Below are 18,688 nucleotides of genomic sequence, written 5' to 3'. Positions count from 1 at the left end.
TTGACGATGCAGGAACCGGCGACCATTCCCGAGCTCTTCGACGATGTGGCACGGCGGCACGCCGACCGCATTGCCCTGGCGCATCGGGGAACCACGCTGACGTATCAGGAACTGCAGCACCGATCCGATGACCTCGCCGATCTGCTGAACCGCAGCGGCGTCACCACCGAGACTGTCGTCGGCGTGTACGCGGAGCGCTCGATCGAACTCGTCGTGGCACTTCTGGGCGTGCTCAAGGCGGGTGGAACCTACGTCTGCCTCGCCCCCGATCACCCCAGGGAGCGACTGGCTCAGATCCTGGCCGACGCGGGAGCGGTCTCCTTGGTCACCACGAGCCGGCACCGGCAGGCGGCGCAGGAGTTCGGCCTGCCTGTGCTCGACATCTCGCAGACCACCGACCCGAGCCGGCCCTCCGCGGGCACCGCAGTGACCCGTCCGACGACGGCTCCGGACGCACTCGCCTACATCATCTTCACTTCCGGGTCGACCGGGAGGCCGAAGGGTGTCGGCATCACGCACCGCAACCTGCTCGGGCTGGTCCGTGGCCAGACGTATGCCGCTTTCGGCCCCGAGGAGACGTATCTCCAGCTCTCCCCCACATCCTTCGACGCCTCGGCCTTCGAGATCTGGGGTGCGCTGCTCTCGGGCGCACGGCTCGTGGTCCCAGCAGCCTCCTACCACGCCCTGGACGAGCTGCCCGACGTACTGCGCACCGAGCAGGTAACGATGCTGCTGCTGACACCTCCGCTCTTCCACGAGCTGGTCCGACGGCAGATCGACTCCCTCGGCACGGTACGACGTCTCGTCGTCGGGGCCGAGGCGATGTCGTTGACGGCTGCGCGGACCTATCTGGAGCACGCCCGCAGCCGCGGTGCGAGCTTCGCCAACGTCTACGGCCCCACCGAGGCGACCACCCTGGCAAGCTGCTACGAGATCACCGACCTGGAGGGTCCCGAGGCGATCATCCCGATCGGTTCGGCGATCGACGGAGCGGCCGTCCATCTGCTCGACGACGATCTGAACCCTGTCGGCCCGGGCGCCACGGGCCAGATCTACATCGGCGGTCCCGGAGTCGCACGTGGCTACGTCGGACAGCCCGGCCTGACGGCGAAGAGCTTCGTCGCGGACCCGTACTCCGCTGTCCCCGGGGCACGGATGTACGCCACGGGAGACCTCGGGCGACGGCGTGCCGATGGCGAGATCGAGTTCCTCGGGCGCGGGGACGACCAGGTGAAGATCCGCGGGCACCGGGTTGAGCTGGGCGAGGTCGAAGCGGTCCTGGCGCAGTGTCCGGGGGTCCACGCCGTCGCCGTGACGGCCCGCAGCACCAGCGTCGGCAGCCACCAGCTCGTCGCCCACCTGGTGGCCGAGGACACCCGGCACGAGCGACTGGACCACGACCTGGCGGAGTTCGCCGCCACCCGGCTTCCGGCCTATCTGAGGCCCTCCGCGATCCACCTGCTGCCACTCTTTCCTCTCACACCTTCCGGCAAGATCGACCGGAAGGCCCTCGGCGCCCGGCTCGACGAACCGGCCTCCGCGGCGGCACCGATGCCGGCCCCCGGCGACGGGCAGTCCGTTCTCACCGGCATCTGGCAGCAAGTCCTGGGGATCGACCGCATTGAGCCGGACGACGACTTCTTCGCGCTGGGGGGTGACTCGCTGCTGGCCATTCGTGTCATCGCGGATGCGGAAGCTGCGGGGATCGAGATCGCCCTGGCAGACCTGTTCGCCACGCCGACGATTCGCGCGTTGACCGGCGAGGACGTGTCGGGCGCCTCGGGGACGGCTGCGGAGGTCGTAACCGGTGATGACGAGGGTTCGTCGCCTGCTCAGCTTCGGCTTCGGGACGTGTGGGCCGAGGTGTTGGGCGTGGTGCCCGGGCTGGATGACGACTTCTTCGCCTTGGGGGGCGACTCGCTGCTCGCCATTCGCGTCATCGCGGATGCGGAGGCGGCCGGGATCGACATCGCCCTGGCAGACCTGTTCGCCACGCCCACGATCCGCGCGCTCGCCCCTGACGGCACGGGAACCCACCCGCCCGCCGAGCAGAGCGAGAGCCCTGCCGGCCTCTCCGAAGACGATGACCTGGCACGGCACTTCGGCCCGGACGTCGAGGCGGTGTATCCGGCGACCCTGATGCAGCTCGGTCTCCTCTTCGAGGCGGAGGCAGACCCGGACAGCGGGCTGTACATCGACGTCATCAGCCGCCGGATCGCAGGCCGTTTCGACGAGGCGCTGTTCACGGAGGCGCTGCGGCTGACCCTGAAGCGGCACCCGGCCCTGCGCACGGGCTTCGACCTGCACACACTCGACATGCCCGGGCAACTGGTGCACTCCGAGCCGGCCATCAGCCTGGAGATCACCGACGTGCGAGGCGAGAGCCCCGAGACGACCGCCGCGGCCGTGCAGGAGGACCTGCGGGCGGCAGCGCTGCCCTTCGCCCCGGACGACCGCTCGCTCATCCGTTTCCGGGTCACCCGCACAGCCGGCGCGGAATACTCCCTGACCTACGGCTTCCACCATGCCGTGATGGACGGCTGGAGCGAATCGGTCTTCGCCGCGGAGCTGCTGCGCCGCTACGACGCACTGCTGCGCGGGGCAGCCCTCGAGCCCACCCGGCCGTCGCAGGGCTACGCCGACTTCGTGGCCCTTGAACAGCAGTCCCTGCAGTCGGAGGCGACCCGCCAGTACTGGAAGGAACGCTGCGCGGCCCTTAACCCGACGCTCACCAGCTCCCGGGAGGGCAGGCCGGGCTCCGACCGGCGGACCCTGGTGGCAGCGGTGCCGCAGGACGTCGTGCAAGGTCTCAGACACGGCTCGCGACAGTGGCGGCTGCCGTACAAGAGCCTGGTCGTGGCAGGTCACTTGGCGGCTCTCGGCCGACACCTCGGCACGGCTGAGCCGGTGACCGGCCTGATCGTGAACGGCCGCCCGGAAACCGCCGAGAGCGATCAACTGGTCGGCCTCTTCCTGAACGTGGTCCCGGTGTCGGCACCCGTCACCGGCTCCTGGAAGGAAATGGCCGGCAACGTCTTCGAGGAAGAGAAGGCCCTGCTTCCGCACCGCCGATTCCCCTACCCGGCACTGCGCGAGGTCATGGGCACGCAGTTGTTCGACGTGGCGTTCAACTACGTCCAGTTCCACCGCAGCGCCCAGCTCCTCGAACTGGAGGAGACCCGCGTGGTCGACACCCGCATCGAGGACAAGACGAGCTTCCCGCTCGCCTTCGACGTGGTGCAGTCCCCGGACGGCGAGCAGCTCACCATCGAGGCGGCAGCCGCGGCCGATACGTTCTCGGCAGCCGACCTGGACGCCGTCGTGACCGCCCACTTGGACGTCTATCGGGAGATGGCGGCCGACGCGCTGACGGGCGAGGTGGGCCGCAGTGTATGACGTCATCGTCGTGGGGGCCCGCTGCGCGGGTGCCTCCACCGCCCTGCTGCTCGCCCGCCAGGGCCACCGTGTGCTGCTGATCGAGCGCGCCCGGTTCCCGAAGGACACCCTGTCCACCCTGTACATCCACCAACCGGGCGTGGCCAGGCTCGCCGCGTGGGGAGTGCTGGATGACGTCGCCTCCACCGGATGCCCGCCCGTCGACACCGTCACGTACCGGGTCGGCGACGTACGGCTGACGGGGTCGAGCCGCCCCGTGGAGGGGCAGCGAGCCTCCTACGCTCCGCGCCGGCACCTGCTCGACCAGATCCTGGTCGATGCGGCCGTGGCAGCGGGCGTCGAGTTCCGGGACGAGACCACGGCCGGCGACCTGCTGTTCGACGACGGCCGTGTCGTCGGACTCCGGTGTCGGACGGCCGGCTCGGCCTGGATGGATGAACGCGCGAGACTGGTCGTCGGCGCGGACGGAATGCGCTCCCAAGTGGCGGGCCAGGTCGAGGCAAAGGTCCTTCAGAGCGCCGAGCCCAGGACCTGCGCCTACTACACGTACTGGGACCTGCCGGGCCCGAGGATGGCCCTGCACGAGGCTCCCGGCCGGTGGGTGGGCGCCGTATCGACGAACGACGGTGCCACGCTGGTGGGGTGCTACTTCCCGCAGAGCGACTTCCAGCGCATTCGAGGGACCGCTCTCGACGCGTACCTCGGCTGTTTCCGTGAGCACGCGCCGGAGCTGTACGAGCAGGTCGCGGCAGACGGACCCGTCGACAGGCTCTACGGCACCGGTGACCAGCGGAACTTCATCCGCCGGGCGTCCGGCCCCGGATGGGCCCTGGTGGGCGACGCGGCCCACCACAAGGACTCCATCACCGCACGCGGCATCACCGACGCCTTCCTCCAGGCACAACTGCTCGCCGACACCCTGCCGGGCTCCCTGGGGAGTGACGAGGAGCTGGACACGGTACTGAGCCAGTACGCCGCCGCCCACTACACCCTGGTCGTCGAGGGCTATCACAGCACCTTGTTCGTCGCGGAACTGACGGTGGCGGAGGAGCGGCTCGCCATGCTGCGCGCCGTCGCGGAGAGCAAGGAGATGACGGAGCTGTACTTCTCCATGCTGTCCGGCGCATGCGGCTCCGACGAGTTCTTCAGCGACGAGTTCATGGCTTCCCTGTGACGGTTTCGCCCGGCTTCGCCGCCCGGTGACCGCATCCGGCGTCCTGCCCCACGGCAGGACGCCGGATCTGTTTCAGCTCTCGCCCAGCACCAACCGCACCGCGGCCCGGTCGACCTTTCCGTTCGGTGTCAGCGGAAGCACGTCCGCAGAGACCAGGTGTCCGGGAACGGCATAGGGGGGAAGGACCTTGCGGATCTCTTCCAGGACCTGGGCATGGTCCAGGCCGTCGCCGCCGACCACCAAGGCGCTCAGAATTCGGCCCCCGCCGGCGGCTTCGATCATTTCGACGGCGGCCTGCCGAACTCCGGCGACCGACGCCAACACCCCTTCGACCTCCGAGAGTTCCACTCGGAAGCCGTTGACCTTGACCTGCCGGTCGATCCGCCCCAGATAGTCCAGGGCCCCGTCACCGCGCCAGCGTACGAGGTCTCCGGTGCGATACACACGCGTCCCCGGGACCTGCGGCAGCTCGACGAACGCGGCAGCCGTCCGGACGGGGTCGTTGAGGTAACCGGTTGCCAGGGACGGGCCGGCGATGCAGAGCTCCCCGACGGCGCCCCGGGGCCGGAGCATCAGCGCGTCGTCCACGACGAACGCGGTGCAGCCAGGTAGGGGACGACCGATCGGCGGCGAAGCGGTCCACTCGCCGGTGAGTCGCTGCAGCGTGACCGCCACGGTGGTCTCGGTGGGGCCGTATCCGTTCCACAGCTCCCGCTCGGAGGAGGCCCATTCACCCACGAGCGCTCCGGGCACCGCCTCGCCTCCGACCGACACCAGCCGCAGGGACGGCAGCTCGGCCGGATCCAGCAACGGCAGCAGGGCCGGGGGAAGTTCGGCCACGGTGACGCCCTCCGCTTGGAGGAAGTCGGTGAGCAGCATCGGGTCCATCCGGGTGTCCGGATCGGCGATCACCACCCGGGCGCCGGCCGCGAGGGTGGCGAACACCTCGAACACGGAGACGTCGAACACCGGGCGGGCGAAGGCGAGCACCCGGTCTTCGGGAGTGATGGCGTACGCGGCGTTGATCTCCCGGCAGAAGTGGCCGAGGCTGCCTTGGGCTACCTCGATGCCCTTGGGAACGCCAGTACTCCCTGACGAGAACAGGAGGTACGCGGCCGCCGAGGGCTCCGGCAGGGAAGAGGTTGCGGGCTGCGCCGAGAGGTCGCGCAGTATCCGGACGACAGGCATCTCGCCCGGCAGGAAGCCGGCTCCCCGGGCTGTCGGCCCGGCCTCGTCGGCCGCCTCGTCAGCCCACAGGCAGGCAGCGGCCTTGGTGCTGGTGGCAACCTGCCTCAGACGCGCGACGGGTGACTCGACGTCCAGGGGAACGTAGCTCGCGCCCAGCAGATGGCAGGCGAGCATGCCGGCCACGGTCAGGTCGGACTGTGCGCCGTACAGCAGGACGCGTGCGCCGTGGCCGACTCCGGCGGACCGCAGTTCCGCTGCAGTGGCCGCGGCCTGCCGGACCAGGTCCCGGTAGGTGACCGTCCTGCCCGCGAAGCGGACCGCAGGAGCCAGGGGGTGTCGCTCTGCCCAGTCGAGAATCGCCTCGGGGGCGGTGCGGTACCGGACCTCGGACGGTGTTCCTCCGTCCCCCAGGGAGAGCAGATGGTCGACGGCGGCGTGGGAGACCAGCGGAAGGCCTGCCAGGTCTGTTGCGGGATCGGCGAGCCAGCCGGTGACCAGCGCGCGCAGGGAGTCGAGGAACGCCGCCACTGTCCGCTGGTCCAAGGTGCTCTCGTCCCAGGAGACGGTGAGGGCCACCGTGCCGCCCGTCGCGGTGTCCGGGACGGCGTCCAGAGCCATGGAGAGGGATCCCGGGGAGTCCGGAGGTGTCCCACCGGCCTGGGCCAGGACGTCTCGAGCGCTGTCCCCGGCGACTTCCCGGGCTGTCACACCGGGCTCCGGGCACGTGTACCGACCCCAGCGTTCGGCCAGGTACTCCGCCAACCGCTGAATTGCCAGCGTCGCCGGAACCGCGTGCCGACGGCACCAGACGAACAGCGTGCGGGCCTCTTCCCCGGCGAGCAGCACGGTGTACGTTTCACGCGTTCCCCGAGCCTCTCGATCGCTCTCCGAGAGATGGTCCGGAGGAAGGACCAGATGCCATACGGCCTGTGACGGCTCTTCGACGTTGCCCAGGTGTTCCGCGTCCGGGTAGGAGCTCTTCACGCCGCATCCTCTTGCTGCATGGTGGCGCTCCGCAGCGGAGCGGACGCCAGGGCCAGCAGACCCGCGCCGGCCAGTACGACCGCGCACACCACTGCCGTGGTGAAAGCGTCGATGGCGTCGGCCAGTTGCCCGAGCAGGTTCAGGGTGACCACCAGGACCAGGCTCTGCACCAAAGTGATGAGCGACTGGACCCGGGCGAGGTGACTGTCCGGGCTGGCTCCCAGCATCAGCGGGCCGAGATGAGTGACGAACAGACCCAGGCCGAGGCCGAACACGGTGGCCGCTGCAACGGCGATCGCGGCATGCTCCGTCAGGGCGAGCACCCAGATGCCAAGGCCCATGGGGACGACGCTCAGGGCTGCGACGAAGCCCGGCAGACGAAGGGCTCCCCGACGCGCCACGATCAGGGCCACGACGAGGGCGCCGAGTGCCTGCCCGCCCAGCATCACGCCGGCGGCCTGCGCGCCCCAGTGGTTCTCCCGTGCGAGGAGAGGAACGAGGAGCGATCCGACGGGGATGGCGAAGCCGGCGACCGCGCCGGTAAGGATCAGGGCCGGTCGGAGCACCGGGTGGCGCAGAGAGAACGTCACCCCCTGGCCCGCCTCGCGCAGCAGGCTCGCACGTTGCGCAGGCGGGGAAACCTCGAAGCGGGGGCGGATGAGCACGGCCACGATCACGGCGAACGCGAACGTCAGGCCGTCGAAGAGGGCTGCGCCGACCAGACCGCCGGCCGTGACCAAGGCGCCGCCCAGCGAACCGCCGACCAGCGAGATGAGCTGGCTGCCGGTCTGACTGAGACCGACCGCACGGTCGAGACGGTCCGCGTCCACCAGTCGGCGAGGCATCGAACCCGACACCGGGAGGTAGAAGGCGTCGATGGTCCCCATGACCACTCCGCCCCCCAGCAGCAGCCACAGGGAGGATCCTTGCGTGGCCGCGGTGACGCCCACGACGAGGGTCATGGCGAGCATCAGCGAGTCACCGATGATCAGGATGCGCCTAGGGGAGAACCGGTCTGCGACTGCTCCTCCGATGAGAAGGAACAGGGTCCTCGGAAGGGCAACGGCGGTGAGCACGAGCCCCGCGGCGCCGCCCCCGTGGGCCGTGGCCGCCCAGCCCAGGGCGAAATACATGGCGGCATCCCCGAGCTGGGACGTGAACGCTCCACTGAGCCAGAGGAGATACGTTCTCGGCAGCTTTGCGCGCGCCGTTATGTGGTCATCGGCAATGGTCATGAAAGATCACAGTAATGGTGCCTACACCCCTGTGTCTGCGAGATGATCTTCACCCTCCTCGCGGGTGGCACGACCACTGTCCTCGGTCAGGCCGAGGCGTGTGAAAACGCGGCGGCGCAGCAACTCGTACTGCTCACGGCAGTGATTGGGCGGCCCCGACGGCCGCACCGCCGTCACGCCGGGGGCGACCACCTCGCTCGGGTCGAACTGCTCCCTCGTCAGGTCGATGTCGATGCCGTGGAACCGGTTCCACCAGTGGTAATCGGTGAACTCCCCCTTGACGCGCACTTCCGCGTACGCCAGATCGCCGCCGAGGAGATCGTTCACGACCAACGCGGTCACTCCGCACTGACCACGTGCCGGATTGTCCGGGCGCCAACTGCTCCTGTCCTCGGGGGCGCACGTGTCGACGCCCCAACTGGACCGCAGGGCCTTCTCGATGTCGGACAGTGTGAACGTGGTCATGATCAAGAGTGTGCCAGACGTTACATGTGTTCACTGATCTTTCTCTCGTGGGCCGCTCTCGCGGGACATCGCCTCCGCCTTGCGGGGCGCACGGGGAAACCCCACCGAACAGTTGGCTCTACGAGCCGATTTCGCCGACGTCAAGGCCGATGGCCTCTCCACCCTTTTCGACTGAGTCAGCACGAACGGTGGCTTCGACCGAGCCGGAGCGAATCGCGCGGGCTCGGACCGCTGCCACATAGCCGCGGACCTCCTTGACGGACGCCTCGCTGGTGACATCGACGGCGCCTTCTCCCCTCGACTCACCCTTGAAGACGATCGGTTGGCCGTAGACGGCTTGCAGCGTACGGCGCAGGGCGTCGACCTGTTCGATGGTCGGCACGTCCTGCTGGTCGATCTCGTCCACGCCTTGGCCGTACTCGCTGAGTGACCGGCGGAGCTCTCGCAATTCCGTTTCCAGCCCGTCGGCGCGCGTCAGGTCGAGCTGGAGCGTCCCCGATGGGGTCTCGAACAACTCTGCGGGGAGTTCGACGGTTTCCGCCTTGCGTTCCCTGCGCTGCCTCAGCACCTCACCAGCCTGGTCGTAGAGGAACTTCACACCCTCGCTCAGCACGACCGCTCCGATAAGCGTCAACGTGATCGGATCCGGCAAGATTCCGCCCCTTTCATCATTGGATCCATGCATTCTCCCCCGCCCAGGACAAGTCCGGGGGTTTTCCACGCAAATGCGTCATCCGAACCTCGGGGAAACCCTTGGTGCTGCCGTCAGGATTCCTCGCGGTATGCGTTCCAGCGCACGACGAGGCCGATGAACCCACGTGAGGCGACCACGAAGATGTGTCGCCCGGACCAGAAAGCCTGCCGGACCTCGCCGCCGCAGTCGATTCTGAGCCGAACGCCGCTGCTGCTGTCCCACACGACCAGCGTGTGACCGACACCAAGCAAGATCCACGGCCGACCCTCCACGAGCAGCATGTCCAACGCGTCGCCCTCGACACCTGTGTCGATCTCGGCGGCGTCCTCGCCGCCGGTCAGCCGGAGCGCCTGAACGGTGGATCCCTCATGGCGAGACGTCACCCAGACTTCAGCGTCCAGCACATGGAGTCGCACGGAGTGCGGCCGCATTTCGATGAACGTCGACGTCCGCTCCTTGCTGAACGGGTGCTCGACCATGGCCGCCACGATCCGGATCACGTCAAGGCGGCCGTCCGCCGCCGTCACCGCCAGCCATAACCCGCTGTGCTGCAGGAGTTGCAGCTCCATAACGGCAGCCGTCGTGGTCATGACGGTGTCATCGAGGTACGCGTCGGCGCCTTCGCCGATCTCTTCCTCTTCGTAGTCGGAGATCGACCAGACAACAAGGTGCACCTCCCGATCAGCGCCGCCATAGGCCATCAATAGCTGATCGCCCTGCAGCAGGAGGGCGATGGCGTTCTGCTCCGGCCATCGAAGGCCACTGTCCCGCGATGCGACCGTCTCGCCGAGGGTGTCGACGATGGCGAGGTTGCGGCTGCTGTCCGCGATCGCGACGGCGCCAGAACCCCCAAGGTCGGCGGTGGCCGCCCACACGGGACGGTCCCAGGAGATGATCACATGGTCCTCGCCGGTGTCCGTGTCGATCATCAAGACCTCACTGCCAGAGCATCCGAGCAGTCGCGCGCCGCCGACCCAACTTGTGTGCCTTAGATCCGCAGGCGCTTGCGGGCACTCGTCAAGGGCAACCTCGACCTCCGTCTGCGGAACCGACCACAGCCTTACCTGTTCGGTTTCGACCGATGCCAAGAGCAACGCGTTCGGGTACTGATGGATACCGAGGTGAGACACCGACTTCGGCATGCCCTCCAGCGTGGCGACGATCTTGCGATCGGGCAGCGAATAGACGGTGGCACGGCCGTGCCGGAGATGCACGCAGAGGCGCTCATCCCTGTCGAGTACCGTCAGTGCCCCGTCGAGGCTCGAACTGTGCTCCGGGTACTCGAACAGCACTGTGTCGCTGCCGGACAACAGGTCGTGCCAGGCCAGTCGGCGAGCTGATAGGTCGTTCGAGTCGAACTCACTCAGCAAGTGCGGCCGGCCCTCGATGAACGACATGCTGATGTAATCGCGGTTTGGCATGTCGTCGTCGACGGACACGCGCTCCGCATCGGCCGAGAGGCGGGGCCAATAGAGAACTGTCCTCGTGGATTCCAGCCTCATCAGCGCGTTGGGCTCGGACTCGTCGCCCAGGAATGACATGTCGGCCACCGCGACAACCGCAAGGTCGTCGCCCTGGAGAACGCAATAGAGAGCGCCGACGCTCTCCTCATGACCGGGCAGCAGCTCGCGCAGCAGCTCATGCTCAAGGCCGCATGTGGGGTCGACGCGCCATACCTGCAACGTGCCCGCCGAGCCTGTAGGGCGCCTGAGATGAGCGGTCGCCGTGGTCAGGTCCACGTATCCACTGACGCCTTCCGCGCCAACCACCAACAGTGGTAACCCTGCGTCGTTCGAAACGAACCGGACCGCGTTCACTCTCCCGTCGCCGGCCTCCCGGAAACTGGCGATCTTGCTGCGGGTGACGAGGTTCCACACCTGCACCGTCCCCTCGTCCGTGCCGATCGCGATCAGCGTGTCATCGTCGGGCTGGAGCAGGTCGATGGCGGTCACTGCCACGTCCGGCAGTTCGAGGGCCCACTGAACCGCGCCGTTCGAACCGACGTCGACAACGGCGATACAGTGCTGACGCGGCACGACCAGTGCGTCGCTCCCGGCGATTGAGCAGAATCTCGGCATGCCGGTGGCATCGCCGTCCACCGCAGCGACGACTGCGTGCTCAGGCTCCACCTGCCACTTGCTCCAGCGCGGCCACCAACCTGACCGCTGCGCGGCGGCCAGCAGCCTGTCAGCCACGTCGGTGCACCCCGACTGCATCGCGGCCAAACGCAGCAGCGAGGCCCGCGTCGCGAGATCGGTGTCGGACAACTGATGAAACGAGCGGCGCATCACCGTGACGAACGCGGAGGCCAGCGGCGTGAGTGCGAGGTCGGCAGCATGCCTCAGCAGCAGATCCTGAATGTGCTGGCGTGACGCGGAGAGCAGAAGACTGCTGTCGCTGACGAAGTCTGAGAACTCCCTCACCACGCCCCTGCCCAGGCCGGTCTCGGGCCTCAGCGCGTCGATGGACGCCCTGAAATGGGATGCCGTATGCGTTCTCGCGTACCGGTTGACGCAATCGCCCCACGCACCGTGCCATTCCCTGGCGAAAGCGCGCGCGACTCGGGCGTGTGCCTCGCCCGCGAGGATAGGAGCCTCGTCCGAGGTGGTGAGGAATTCGGAGAACGACGGGTGAAAGATCTTCCAGGGCCGATGACGGTCAGTGCTCGTCACGAAGCTTCCAAGGTCCTCGAGGACGTCGAGAACGACCGACTGCTCCAAATCGGTGACCGTGGCCAACTGATCGGTGTCCAGGCCTTCTTCTCGTGCGACCGCCAACGCCGCCAGCACCGGTCGTACCTCACGCCGCCATCGTTCGGTGTCGGACGGAGAACCCGAACGCCGCAGGGTATCCAGCATCCTGCGGTACATTTCGACGAGACCAGCCGGGAGGCTTTCCCCTGAGTGCCCTGCCGCCGACGCATGGCGGGCATACAAGAAGTTGCCGTAGCTGGCCCTGGCGATGCTCCGCACATCCGTGACGGTCGCGCCGTCCACCAACCGCGGCGCTCGCGCGCGCAGATACTGCTCGACGTCGGCCACGCCCTCCGCGAGGTGATCCGACAAGTTGATCAGGGCCTCGTTCGCCCGGAGATCACGGGGCGTGTCCCTACTCGTCACGACGAGCCGAAGTGGACTGCCCCGCAATGGCCCGCGCAGCACGAGATCCTCGATGCTCAGTCCGGGACTCAGGTGGCGTGACTCGTCCAGTGCGTCGACCAGCAAGACCGGCTGCGTCCGCAAAGGCAGGTTCAGCAGTGGCCCGACCACGAGATCCCGAACGAGCTGGCGGCACGCGCCGGCGTCGAAGTCCCGGCCCATCAGCGACAGACGTTCGATGTACACCCCGACCGACAGGCCGGCGTTGTGGCCCGTGTACGCGTTTCCCGACAGGCTCACCCTGCGCTCGCGGAGAGCCGCCTGCGCGAGGTGTTCTGCCTGCCCCTCGGCGAACCCCGGGACGGCGTCGCAGAGTTGGTCGCTCAGCCGGAGAACGAAGGAGGTCGGGTCGAGGGTGGCGTCGTCGGTGGACTCACAGAAATGTGCGGCGCTCAAGCGTGGCGGGCCTGGCTCGCCTTCAGCGCGATCGGGGTTGAAGCGGGCCCAGTGCCGCGCCAACGCGCTCTTGCCGACACCCGGCTGACCACAGATGAACAGCACCGCACTGTCACTGTCGTACCACCGTTGGATCAGCGGCCAGATCCACTGCCGCCCGACGAAGGACGCCGCTTCAGATCCCGCCCCTGGAGGCGTGTCTCCCCGGCCAGCCACCGCGTCGTCAGCCATGCATCATCTTCCACGACACGACAGCGTTCTGGATACACCTGCTGGATTCGCGTTGCTGAACCTATTTGAAAAATTGGCGATCAGTGGCGGTTCTGTACCCGCCTCCTCCATTCATGCAGGGCGATTTCAAGATTCGTTGATCGTGCGCTGGTGGCTCCGTACCCCGCCCATGGCAACCCGGCGCAACCTCGCCATCGGCACCCTTCGCCTCGCCGGGAAAAGCAGCATCGCCGCCCAGGAGAAGCTGATGGGCTACCCGACTCAGAAGCCCTCCCCGAGAACCCGCTCGACCAGCTCGAGCTGACCCTCGGTCAGTCCGGGGTCGGTGAACTCGAGCGGGGGCTGGTCGTCCACGGTCAGCGTGTAGTGGTAGGCGTCGGGCACGCCCGGCCCGGCCGGGGGCCGGTTGTCCGGCTCGGCGAGAACCTCGTGCGCGAGCCGTTCCAGCTCCGCGCGGTCGGGCCGTCCGAAGGTGTCCACGTCGGCCCGACGGGGCATGCCGAGCAGACCACCGCTTCTGACCAGCCTGATACGCATGGCGTGGGGGCTCACCGGACGCCGACGGCCCTCCATGCGTCTTCCACCGCCGTCAGCTCACTCCCCGAGTTGTAGAGCCGCTTCGCTGTGTTCACTGTGACGTCCGCGAACTCCCGGAAGGTGCAGTTCTGGGAGAGCTGCCCTGAGGTCATCGTCTCGTACCAGATGCGTCCCGCCTTCAGCCAGGCGAAGCCGCCGATGGCGCTCGCGGTCAGGTAGAAGGCTTGGTTGGGGATACCGGAGTTGTCGTGGACGCCGCCGTTGTCGCGCGTGGTGCGGATATAGCCGCTCATGTGCTTCGGCTGGTTGTCCTTGCCGCCCAACTGTGGGTCGTCGAACGCCGAACCCGGGTCCTTCATGGACCGCAGGGCCTGGCCGCGCACGGCCGGGGTGAACAGGCCCGCCCCGATCAGCCAGTCGGCCTGATCGGCGTTCTGCTGCCGCGCGTACTGTTTCACGAGCGAGCCGAAGACATCCGAGACCGACTCGTTGAGGGCTCCCGACTCGTCCTGGTAGACCAAGCCGGCGGTGTACTGCGTGACCCCGTGCGCGAGTTCGTGGGCGATGATGTCGTGGGAGAGGGTGAAGTCGTTGAAGACGCGACCGTCACCATCTCCGAAAATCATTTGGCTGCTGTTCCAGAGAGCGTTGTTGAACCGGCGACGATAATGGACCGTCGCGTCCAGCGGCAGGTTGGCATCGTCGATGGAGTGGCGCCCGTAGACGTTCTCAAAGAACGCGAAGGTGAGACCGAGGCTTTCGTAAGCACGGTTGACGGTGCCGTCGAGCGTGGGGGCGTCGCCTTCTCCTCTGACCGCGTCGCCGGGCAGGGCCATGCTGTTCTTGGTGTCGTAGATTGTCCGCGTCAGGACGAACTGCGTAGGCGGGGCGGGCGCCGCCAGGCTAGGCGTGTCGATCCGGCTCTGCCGGAAGTCGGCGGCAACAGCGAGCGTTTCCCGGGCGGCCTCGCGAGCGTGGGGATTTTCTGCCGCTTCGGCCAACTTTTCGAGGATGTTCGGCGGGAGGATGCCGCAGACGGGGCGCATAGGGGGTCCCTCCTTCATAGAGGGCTGTTCGAGGAGAGTCACGAGTCCCCTGCGCCGGGGACTCGGAGCGGTGGCCGGGCGTTCACGCGGGCCGGACAAGTCCCATGCTTCTTATTCTGCGCCGGTGGGCGGAGTTGCGCATGCGGAGCGTGGCTTCGCGGGGTCAGTACCGCACCGACCGCGCCACCTTGATGCTGGGCCGCACGGAGGCGCATCTGCCCGGCATCTGGGGTCGACCGTGCCACCATTGCTGTTCGGCACCTTTGAGCACGAACAGGCGGTTGAGGGGCCCTGCGCCAATGTGCCTCGGGCCACCTTCCCTCTTATTGTTCAGCGACCATCCCCACATCTTGGTGTACGGGCGGTCGCCCGTGACGCGCCCCTCGAAGGCGGCTGCGTTGGCGCCCGCGCGGTCATCGAGGGCTGGGGGCTCACGCGTGCCCGGCCCTCGATGACCGCCGTAGCAGGGCCGGCGGTCCCGTGACGACCCACGATGCACGTGACGCCCTGACGGCAGATCCAATGCTGTGCTCACGATCGGAAGGAGCGATCAGAGCCGATCTCTCTCATTGCGTCAGACGCTGTTTCGTAAGAAGCTTTCGAGCTGCATTCACCTGACGATCCAACTGCTTCTTCGCAGCCGAGAGTTCTTTCTTGTTCTTCTCGACGGCACGCTCTTGGTACTCGTAGTCAACCGCGAACCAGACACCTACGACATTGTGTCGGGCGCGACATTTCTGGTCGGCGATAGCTACGTCTATTTCTGCGGGTGTTGGCTTGCTCGATTTCGTCCAGCGCGGGTCCCCCGAAGCGTCTAGAGGGCTGCCGTAGGCGTAGCTGTATTCGCGCATGCAGCGTGACCAGAGAGAGAATACCTGGAGCGTGCGAGGGTCCTTTTGGGCCTTGACCAGGGTTTCAAACTTGAGGTCCGTCGCAATGCTGGCGTCACCGACTTGCCCATCGCGGGATCCTGTTATCTCCAGGAGCGCGGAGCCCACACATCCGTGGCTGGGCACTGCGCTGCCGTTCTGGAGGAGACCACCAGGGCCAGACATTTCATTAATATCTCGGGAGCCGGTCAATGCAAACCAGTTGCCAGGATCTGGGTCCGGGCTTGCATCCGGTTTCCCGGGTTCAGGCAGGCCACCAGTGGGATGGTATCCCCACTTCTTCGCGTGAGTCATGCTCTGGTACCCAAAGCGACCATCTATGCGAGTCCTCGGGCCGTCCGTTTTTGCGGCGGAAGAGCCGGTTGATTCCGGGACTCCGAAGGTCATCCCGTACGACTGCATACACTTTGCGATGCCCTGAGAGTACGCCGATTTGACACTCTCCAATTGAGGAGAGTTCAGGAGGTACTTATCCAGCGGCATTTCCTTGTCGGCAGCATTGGTCAAGCGAGGCGCCTGCGAGCTGGCGCTTGCATCTGCGCCACGCTCGTCATCTTCGGCGCCACACCCGACGACCGTGACCGCTACGGCAAGGATCACTGAACTTGCCATACATCCCATGCCCAGCCGCCCCGCGGGGAATTTAGACATTCTGACTCCAGGCCACATTCGCTATCGGCACAGCCGATGAGCCACTAGAGCGAGCCAGACGCATTATTGTTCTTCATGGTTGCATTGAGGTTCTTCGCCGTGAGGGACAGGATTTGCTGACAGGCTATCTCACAGTTGTAGCCACTGTTATAGAAAATAGCGGCATGATGACTTGACCGGTTTTCCACGTAGGCGGCGTTATTCTTCACGTGCATGCCTGCACCCAATGAACCCTTATTCGAGGCCACGAAACGATACGGCTGCCCGAGGTTGTTGTCGTAATCGGCGATACTCGCGGTCTGCACGAAGATCGCGTTGAGGTTATTCTCGATCGAGTTGTAGTAAAGGCACAGTTCCCCGGAGGTGCATGACTCCACGGCATGCGCTTGACTTGCGGTCATCAAACCAAAACCGAACGCACTCAGCGTCGCCAGGCCGACGCTCAGCAGCTTCCGCTTCATTCTGTTCTTCCTCCGGATGGAAATGCCGCCAATGAATGGAGCATTTGTTCGAGTCAGGGCGTTTTAACTTATCATGCACGCGACGATGCGCCTAGAGTTCGACTGCATTCCAATACCGCCGCACAATGGAGCGTAAATGATGCTAATTGCCCGTTTAGCGGGAAGGCTGTGAGGCGACGAGGACGCTCTCAGGCAGTCACTCTGCTGCTGTTTGTGTCACCGTGGGCCGCTGCCGCGCCTAACCTCGGGCTTTCGCGAGGGGTGCTGTCCGGTAGCTGGTCGAGAAGGCAGAATGCGCCTTGAGCTGCAACGATAGGACTTGCTGAGGGTCCTGTACGTGGTAGCGAAAGAGACACCTCCCAGGTGAAGAGGACAGGAGCAACTCGATGTCGGGTTCTCAGACCTGGGCGTGCAGATCAACCTGTGGATGCATACCGTGGGAAGCACGGTGGTATCGCCAGTGCTCGCGTCCGCAGCCCACGACTGGGGCACGAATCGCCTGGGACGCAGCGCCCAGCGTGATCGCGCTCGGACGGGTTGGTCGCTTCTAGGCCGCGACCCCCTGGGCGAGGGAGGAGTGCCCGCTGGGACCGAACCGAATGCGGAACCCTCCACAGAGTCCGGCATGCGGTATTGCGGGCGTATAGGGGACCCAGCATGAGGGCACGGATCGTTTTGATGAAGGCGGCCCGCCTCCCAGACTTCGCCACCGCGTCGCGGTGGCGCTCGCATCGAGCGCATTCCTCGTAACCGTTGGCCGCGCCGCTGCGAGGCTCGGCGGACGAGAAGTGTGATGGATGTGGTGGGAGTAGGGCCATGGAGACGTTCGTTATCCCTAACCCCAGACGCGTCGCGGTGATCGAGAGTGATGCCGTCATCGCGAGGTCACCCGAGGATGTCTTCGATTACTGCAGCGACCCCATGAACGAGCCCCAATGGAACGTCAGGAAGAAGGGCGTCGAGAAGGTCACGGATGGACCGTTCGGCATCGGAACTCGGTATCGGATGAAGTTCGTCTCCGGTCCTCCCGTGATGAGCGAGTGCGTGCGCCTCGAGCGCCCGAGCGTCTGGGAGATGTTCGGCGGGTCGCGGGTGATGCGGTCGGGCTGGCGAGGCCGTGTGCTGGCGGGCCCTGCCGGTGCCCACCTCGTTCTCAGGATGGAGATCGAGCTCCGCGCCGGCTGCTCGCGCCTGCGACGCCCCTTGTACGCCGCCGCATGCGCCCAGAACTCGAACGCGACATCGCCACCATCAAGGCGACGCTGGAAGGAGCCGGGAGGCCTCCGGAGCGTTCCCCTTGGAGCGGAGGCCAACTGAGTCGTTCGGCTTCCGCGTTCGAGGTGGACGGCGCCTGATCGCGATGCTTGCGCCGGAGTTCGGGCTGCCAGCCAGCTCAACCTTCAAACCATGGTGGCGGCGCTGTGGTGATGTCCGCCCTCGAAGCCGCCTCCGCTGCAGCGCAGCAGTCCGATGGCGCCACCGAGCCGGATGAGTAACTCTCGAAGTGTGCGCGAACACCGAGCCACGCTCGGGCCGGCCGCCGTCGCTTCCGCCGCGGTCGCCTTGGCGCTGCACGGCCTGGTTTTGCGGCCGAGGATGCTGACCTGGGGCGCGACTCGCGAAGAGGCTGCGCGTTCCTATCCCGGGGATGAGCTCATCCCCGGTGCCGACAGCAGCTCGACGATGGCCACGACCCTGCACGCGCCGTCTTCGGAGGTCTGGCGCTGGCTGGCGCAGATGGGCTGCGACCGCGGCGGCTGGTACAGCTGGGACCGGCTGGACAACGGTGGACGGCCGAGCGCGGATCGCATCGTCCCCCATTGGCAGGGTCTGGAGCCGGGACAGCGGCTTGCCTCGATGCCCAGCGGCCGCGCCTGGTTCACCGTCGCGGCACTCGTACCGGAACGGACCCTGGTGCTGCGGGCCGACACTCGGCTGCCGTCCGGCCGCCCGTTCGACCCGTTCCAGGGACCGGCGCCTGTGGCGTTCGTCAGCTCGGTCTGGGGCTTCCACCTCGAACCGGTCGGTGCGGACACCCGCCTTGTCGTCCGCACGCACGGTCGAAGCCGCCCGCGCGTGCTCACGAGGCCGATGGACCTGGTGTTCTGGGAACCCGCCCACTGCATCATGCAGACCCGCCAGTTCCACAACCTGCGCGTGCGGCTCGCCCGTGCTGCGTGAC

General features: G+C 66.8%; 13 protein-coding genes. 4 read left to right on the top strand and 9 right to left on the bottom strand.

Annotated features, from left to right (window positions below):
* Nucleotides 1–6 precede the first annotated feature (6 nt).
* On the top strand, nt 7–3,396 hold the full coding sequence (locus tag ACZ69Q_RS35315) for an amino acid adenylation domain-containing protein (RefSeq protein ID WP_471050295.1): 3,390 nt from the start codon (nt 7–9) through the stop codon (nt 3,394–3,396).
* Nucleotides 3,389–4,570 carry an NAD(P)/FAD-dependent oxidoreductase gene (locus ACZ69Q_RS35310; RefSeq protein ID WP_471050094.1) on the top strand — a complete coding sequence of 394 codons (1,182 nt, stop codon included), beginning with the start codon at nt 3,389–3,391 and terminating at the stop codon, nt 4,568–4,570. The genes ACZ69Q_RS35315 and ACZ69Q_RS35310 overlap by 8 nt, the downstream gene beginning before the upstream one ends.
* 72 nt (nt 4,571–4,642) lie before the next feature.
* On the opposite strand, the gene ACZ69Q_RS35305 is transcribed toward ACZ69Q_RS35310, so the two are convergent.
* The 9 genes from ACZ69Q_RS35305 to ACZ69Q_RS35265 form a co-directional block, all read right to left on the bottom strand.
* Nucleotides 4,643–6,742: an amino acid adenylation domain-containing protein gene (locus ACZ69Q_RS35305; protein WP_471050092.1), complete on the bottom strand. Its 2,100-nt coding sequence runs from the start codon at nt 6,740–6,742 to the stop codon at nt 4,643–4,645.
* Nucleotides 6,739–7,977 (bottom strand): MFS transporter, encoded by a 1,239-nt coding sequence (locus tag ACZ69Q_RS35300; protein ID WP_471050089.1) that lies wholly within the window; start codon nt 7,975–7,977, stop codon nt 6,739–6,741. Before ACZ69Q_RS35300 ends, ACZ69Q_RS35305 begins: the two co-directional genes overlap by 4 nt.
* Nucleotides 7,978–7,998: 21 nt before the next feature.
* A complete protein-coding gene (locus ACZ69Q_RS35295; protein ID WP_471050086.1) occupies nt 7,999–8,442 on the bottom strand; it encodes a YunG family protein in 444 nt (147 codons plus the stop codon).
* A gap of 118 nt (nt 8,443–8,560) precedes the next feature.
* Complete coding sequence (locus ACZ69Q_RS35290; RefSeq protein ID WP_471050083.1) at nt 8,561–9,094, bottom strand: hypothetical protein; 534 nt, start codon at nt 9,092–9,094, stop codon at nt 8,561–8,563.
* A gap of 113 nt (nt 9,095–9,207) precedes the next feature.
* Complete coding sequence (locus ACZ69Q_RS35285; RefSeq protein ID WP_471050081.1) at nt 9,208–12,921, bottom strand: P-loop domain-containing protein; 3,714 nt, start codon at nt 12,919–12,921, stop codon at nt 9,208–9,210.
* Nucleotides 12,922–13,182: 261 nt separating this feature from the next.
* Nucleotides 13,183–13,458, bottom strand: a complete 276-nt coding sequence (locus ACZ69Q_RS35280; protein ID WP_471050079.1) for a protealysin inhibitor emfourin — start codon at nt 13,456–13,458, stop codon at nt 13,183–13,185.
* A gap of 11 nt (nt 13,459–13,469) precedes the next feature.
* Nucleotides 13,470–14,504: a M4 family metallopeptidase gene (locus tag ACZ69Q_RS35275; RefSeq protein ID WP_471050076.1), complete on the bottom strand. Its 1,035-nt coding sequence runs from the start codon at nt 14,502–14,504 to the stop codon at nt 13,470–13,472.
* Nucleotides 14,505–15,070: 566 nt separating this feature from the next.
* Nucleotides 15,071–16,045 carry a hypothetical protein gene (locus ACZ69Q_RS35270; RefSeq protein ID WP_471050074.1) on the bottom strand — a complete coding sequence of 325 codons (975 nt, stop codon included), beginning with the start codon at nt 16,043–16,045 and terminating at the stop codon, nt 15,071–15,073.
* A gap of 44 nt (nt 16,046–16,089) precedes the next feature.
* Nucleotides 16,090–16,506, bottom strand: coding sequence for a peptidase inhibitor family I36 protein (locus ACZ69Q_RS35265; RefSeq protein ID WP_471050071.1), 417 nt, complete (start codon nt 16,504–16,506; stop codon nt 16,090–16,092).
* 816 nt (nt 16,507–17,322) lie between these two features.
* On the opposite strand from ACZ69Q_RS35265, the gene ACZ69Q_RS35260 reads away from it, so the two are divergent.
* A complete protein-coding gene (locus ACZ69Q_RS35260; RefSeq protein ID WP_471050068.1) occupies nt 17,323–17,823 on the top strand; it encodes an SRPBCC family protein in 501 nt (166 codons plus the stop codon).
* Between the two features lie 189 nt (nt 17,824–18,012).
* On the top strand, nt 18,013–18,687 hold the full coding sequence (locus ACZ69Q_RS35255; RefSeq protein ID WP_471050065.1) for a hypothetical protein: 675 nt from the start codon (nt 18,013–18,015) through the stop codon (nt 18,685–18,687).
* The last annotated feature ends 1 nt before the right edge of the window (nt 18,688 follow it).

The sequence above is a fragment of the Streptomyces sp. NPDC036764 genome (genome assembly GCF_055609385.1).
Note: the sequence above shows the minus strand (reverse complement) of the source record. Positions and strands in the feature narration are given on the sequence as shown.

Excerpts from the sequence above, each read along its gene's own strand:
- ACZ69Q_RS35315 (WP_471050295.1), top strand. The coding sequence starts at position 7 with ATGCAGGAACCGGCGACCATTCCCGAGCTCTTCGACGATGTGGCACGG.
- ACZ69Q_RS35300 (WP_471050089.1), bottom strand. The coding sequence starts at position 7,977 with ATGACCATTGCCGATGACCACATAACGGCGCGCGCAAAGCTGCCGAGA.
- ACZ69Q_RS35295 (WP_471050086.1), bottom strand. The coding sequence starts at position 8,442 with ATGACCACGTTCACACTGTCCGACATCGAGAAGGCCCTGCGGTCCAGT.
- ACZ69Q_RS35285 (WP_471050081.1), bottom strand. The coding sequence starts at position 12,921 with ATGGCTGACGACGCGGTGGCTGGCCGGGGAGACACGCCTCCAGGGGCG.
- ACZ69Q_RS35280 (WP_471050079.1), bottom strand. The coding sequence starts at position 13,458 with ATGCGTATCAGGCTGGTCAGAAGCGGTGGTCTGCTCGGCATGCCCCGT.
- ACZ69Q_RS35275 (WP_471050076.1), bottom strand. The coding sequence starts at position 14,504 with ATGCGCCCCGTCTGCGGCATCCTCCCGCCGAACATCCTCGAAAAGTTG.
- ACZ69Q_RS35270 (WP_471050074.1), bottom strand. The coding sequence starts at position 16,045 with ATGTCTAAATTCCCCGCGGGGCGGCTGGGCATGGGATGTATGGCAAGT.
- ACZ69Q_RS35265 (WP_471050071.1), bottom strand. The coding sequence starts at position 16,506 with ATGAAGCGGAAGCTGCTGAGCGTCGGCCTGGCGACGCTGAGTGCGTTC.
- ACZ69Q_RS35260 (WP_471050068.1), top strand. The coding sequence starts at position 17,323 with ATGGAGACGTTCGTTATCCCTAACCCCAGACGCGTCGCGGTGATCGAG.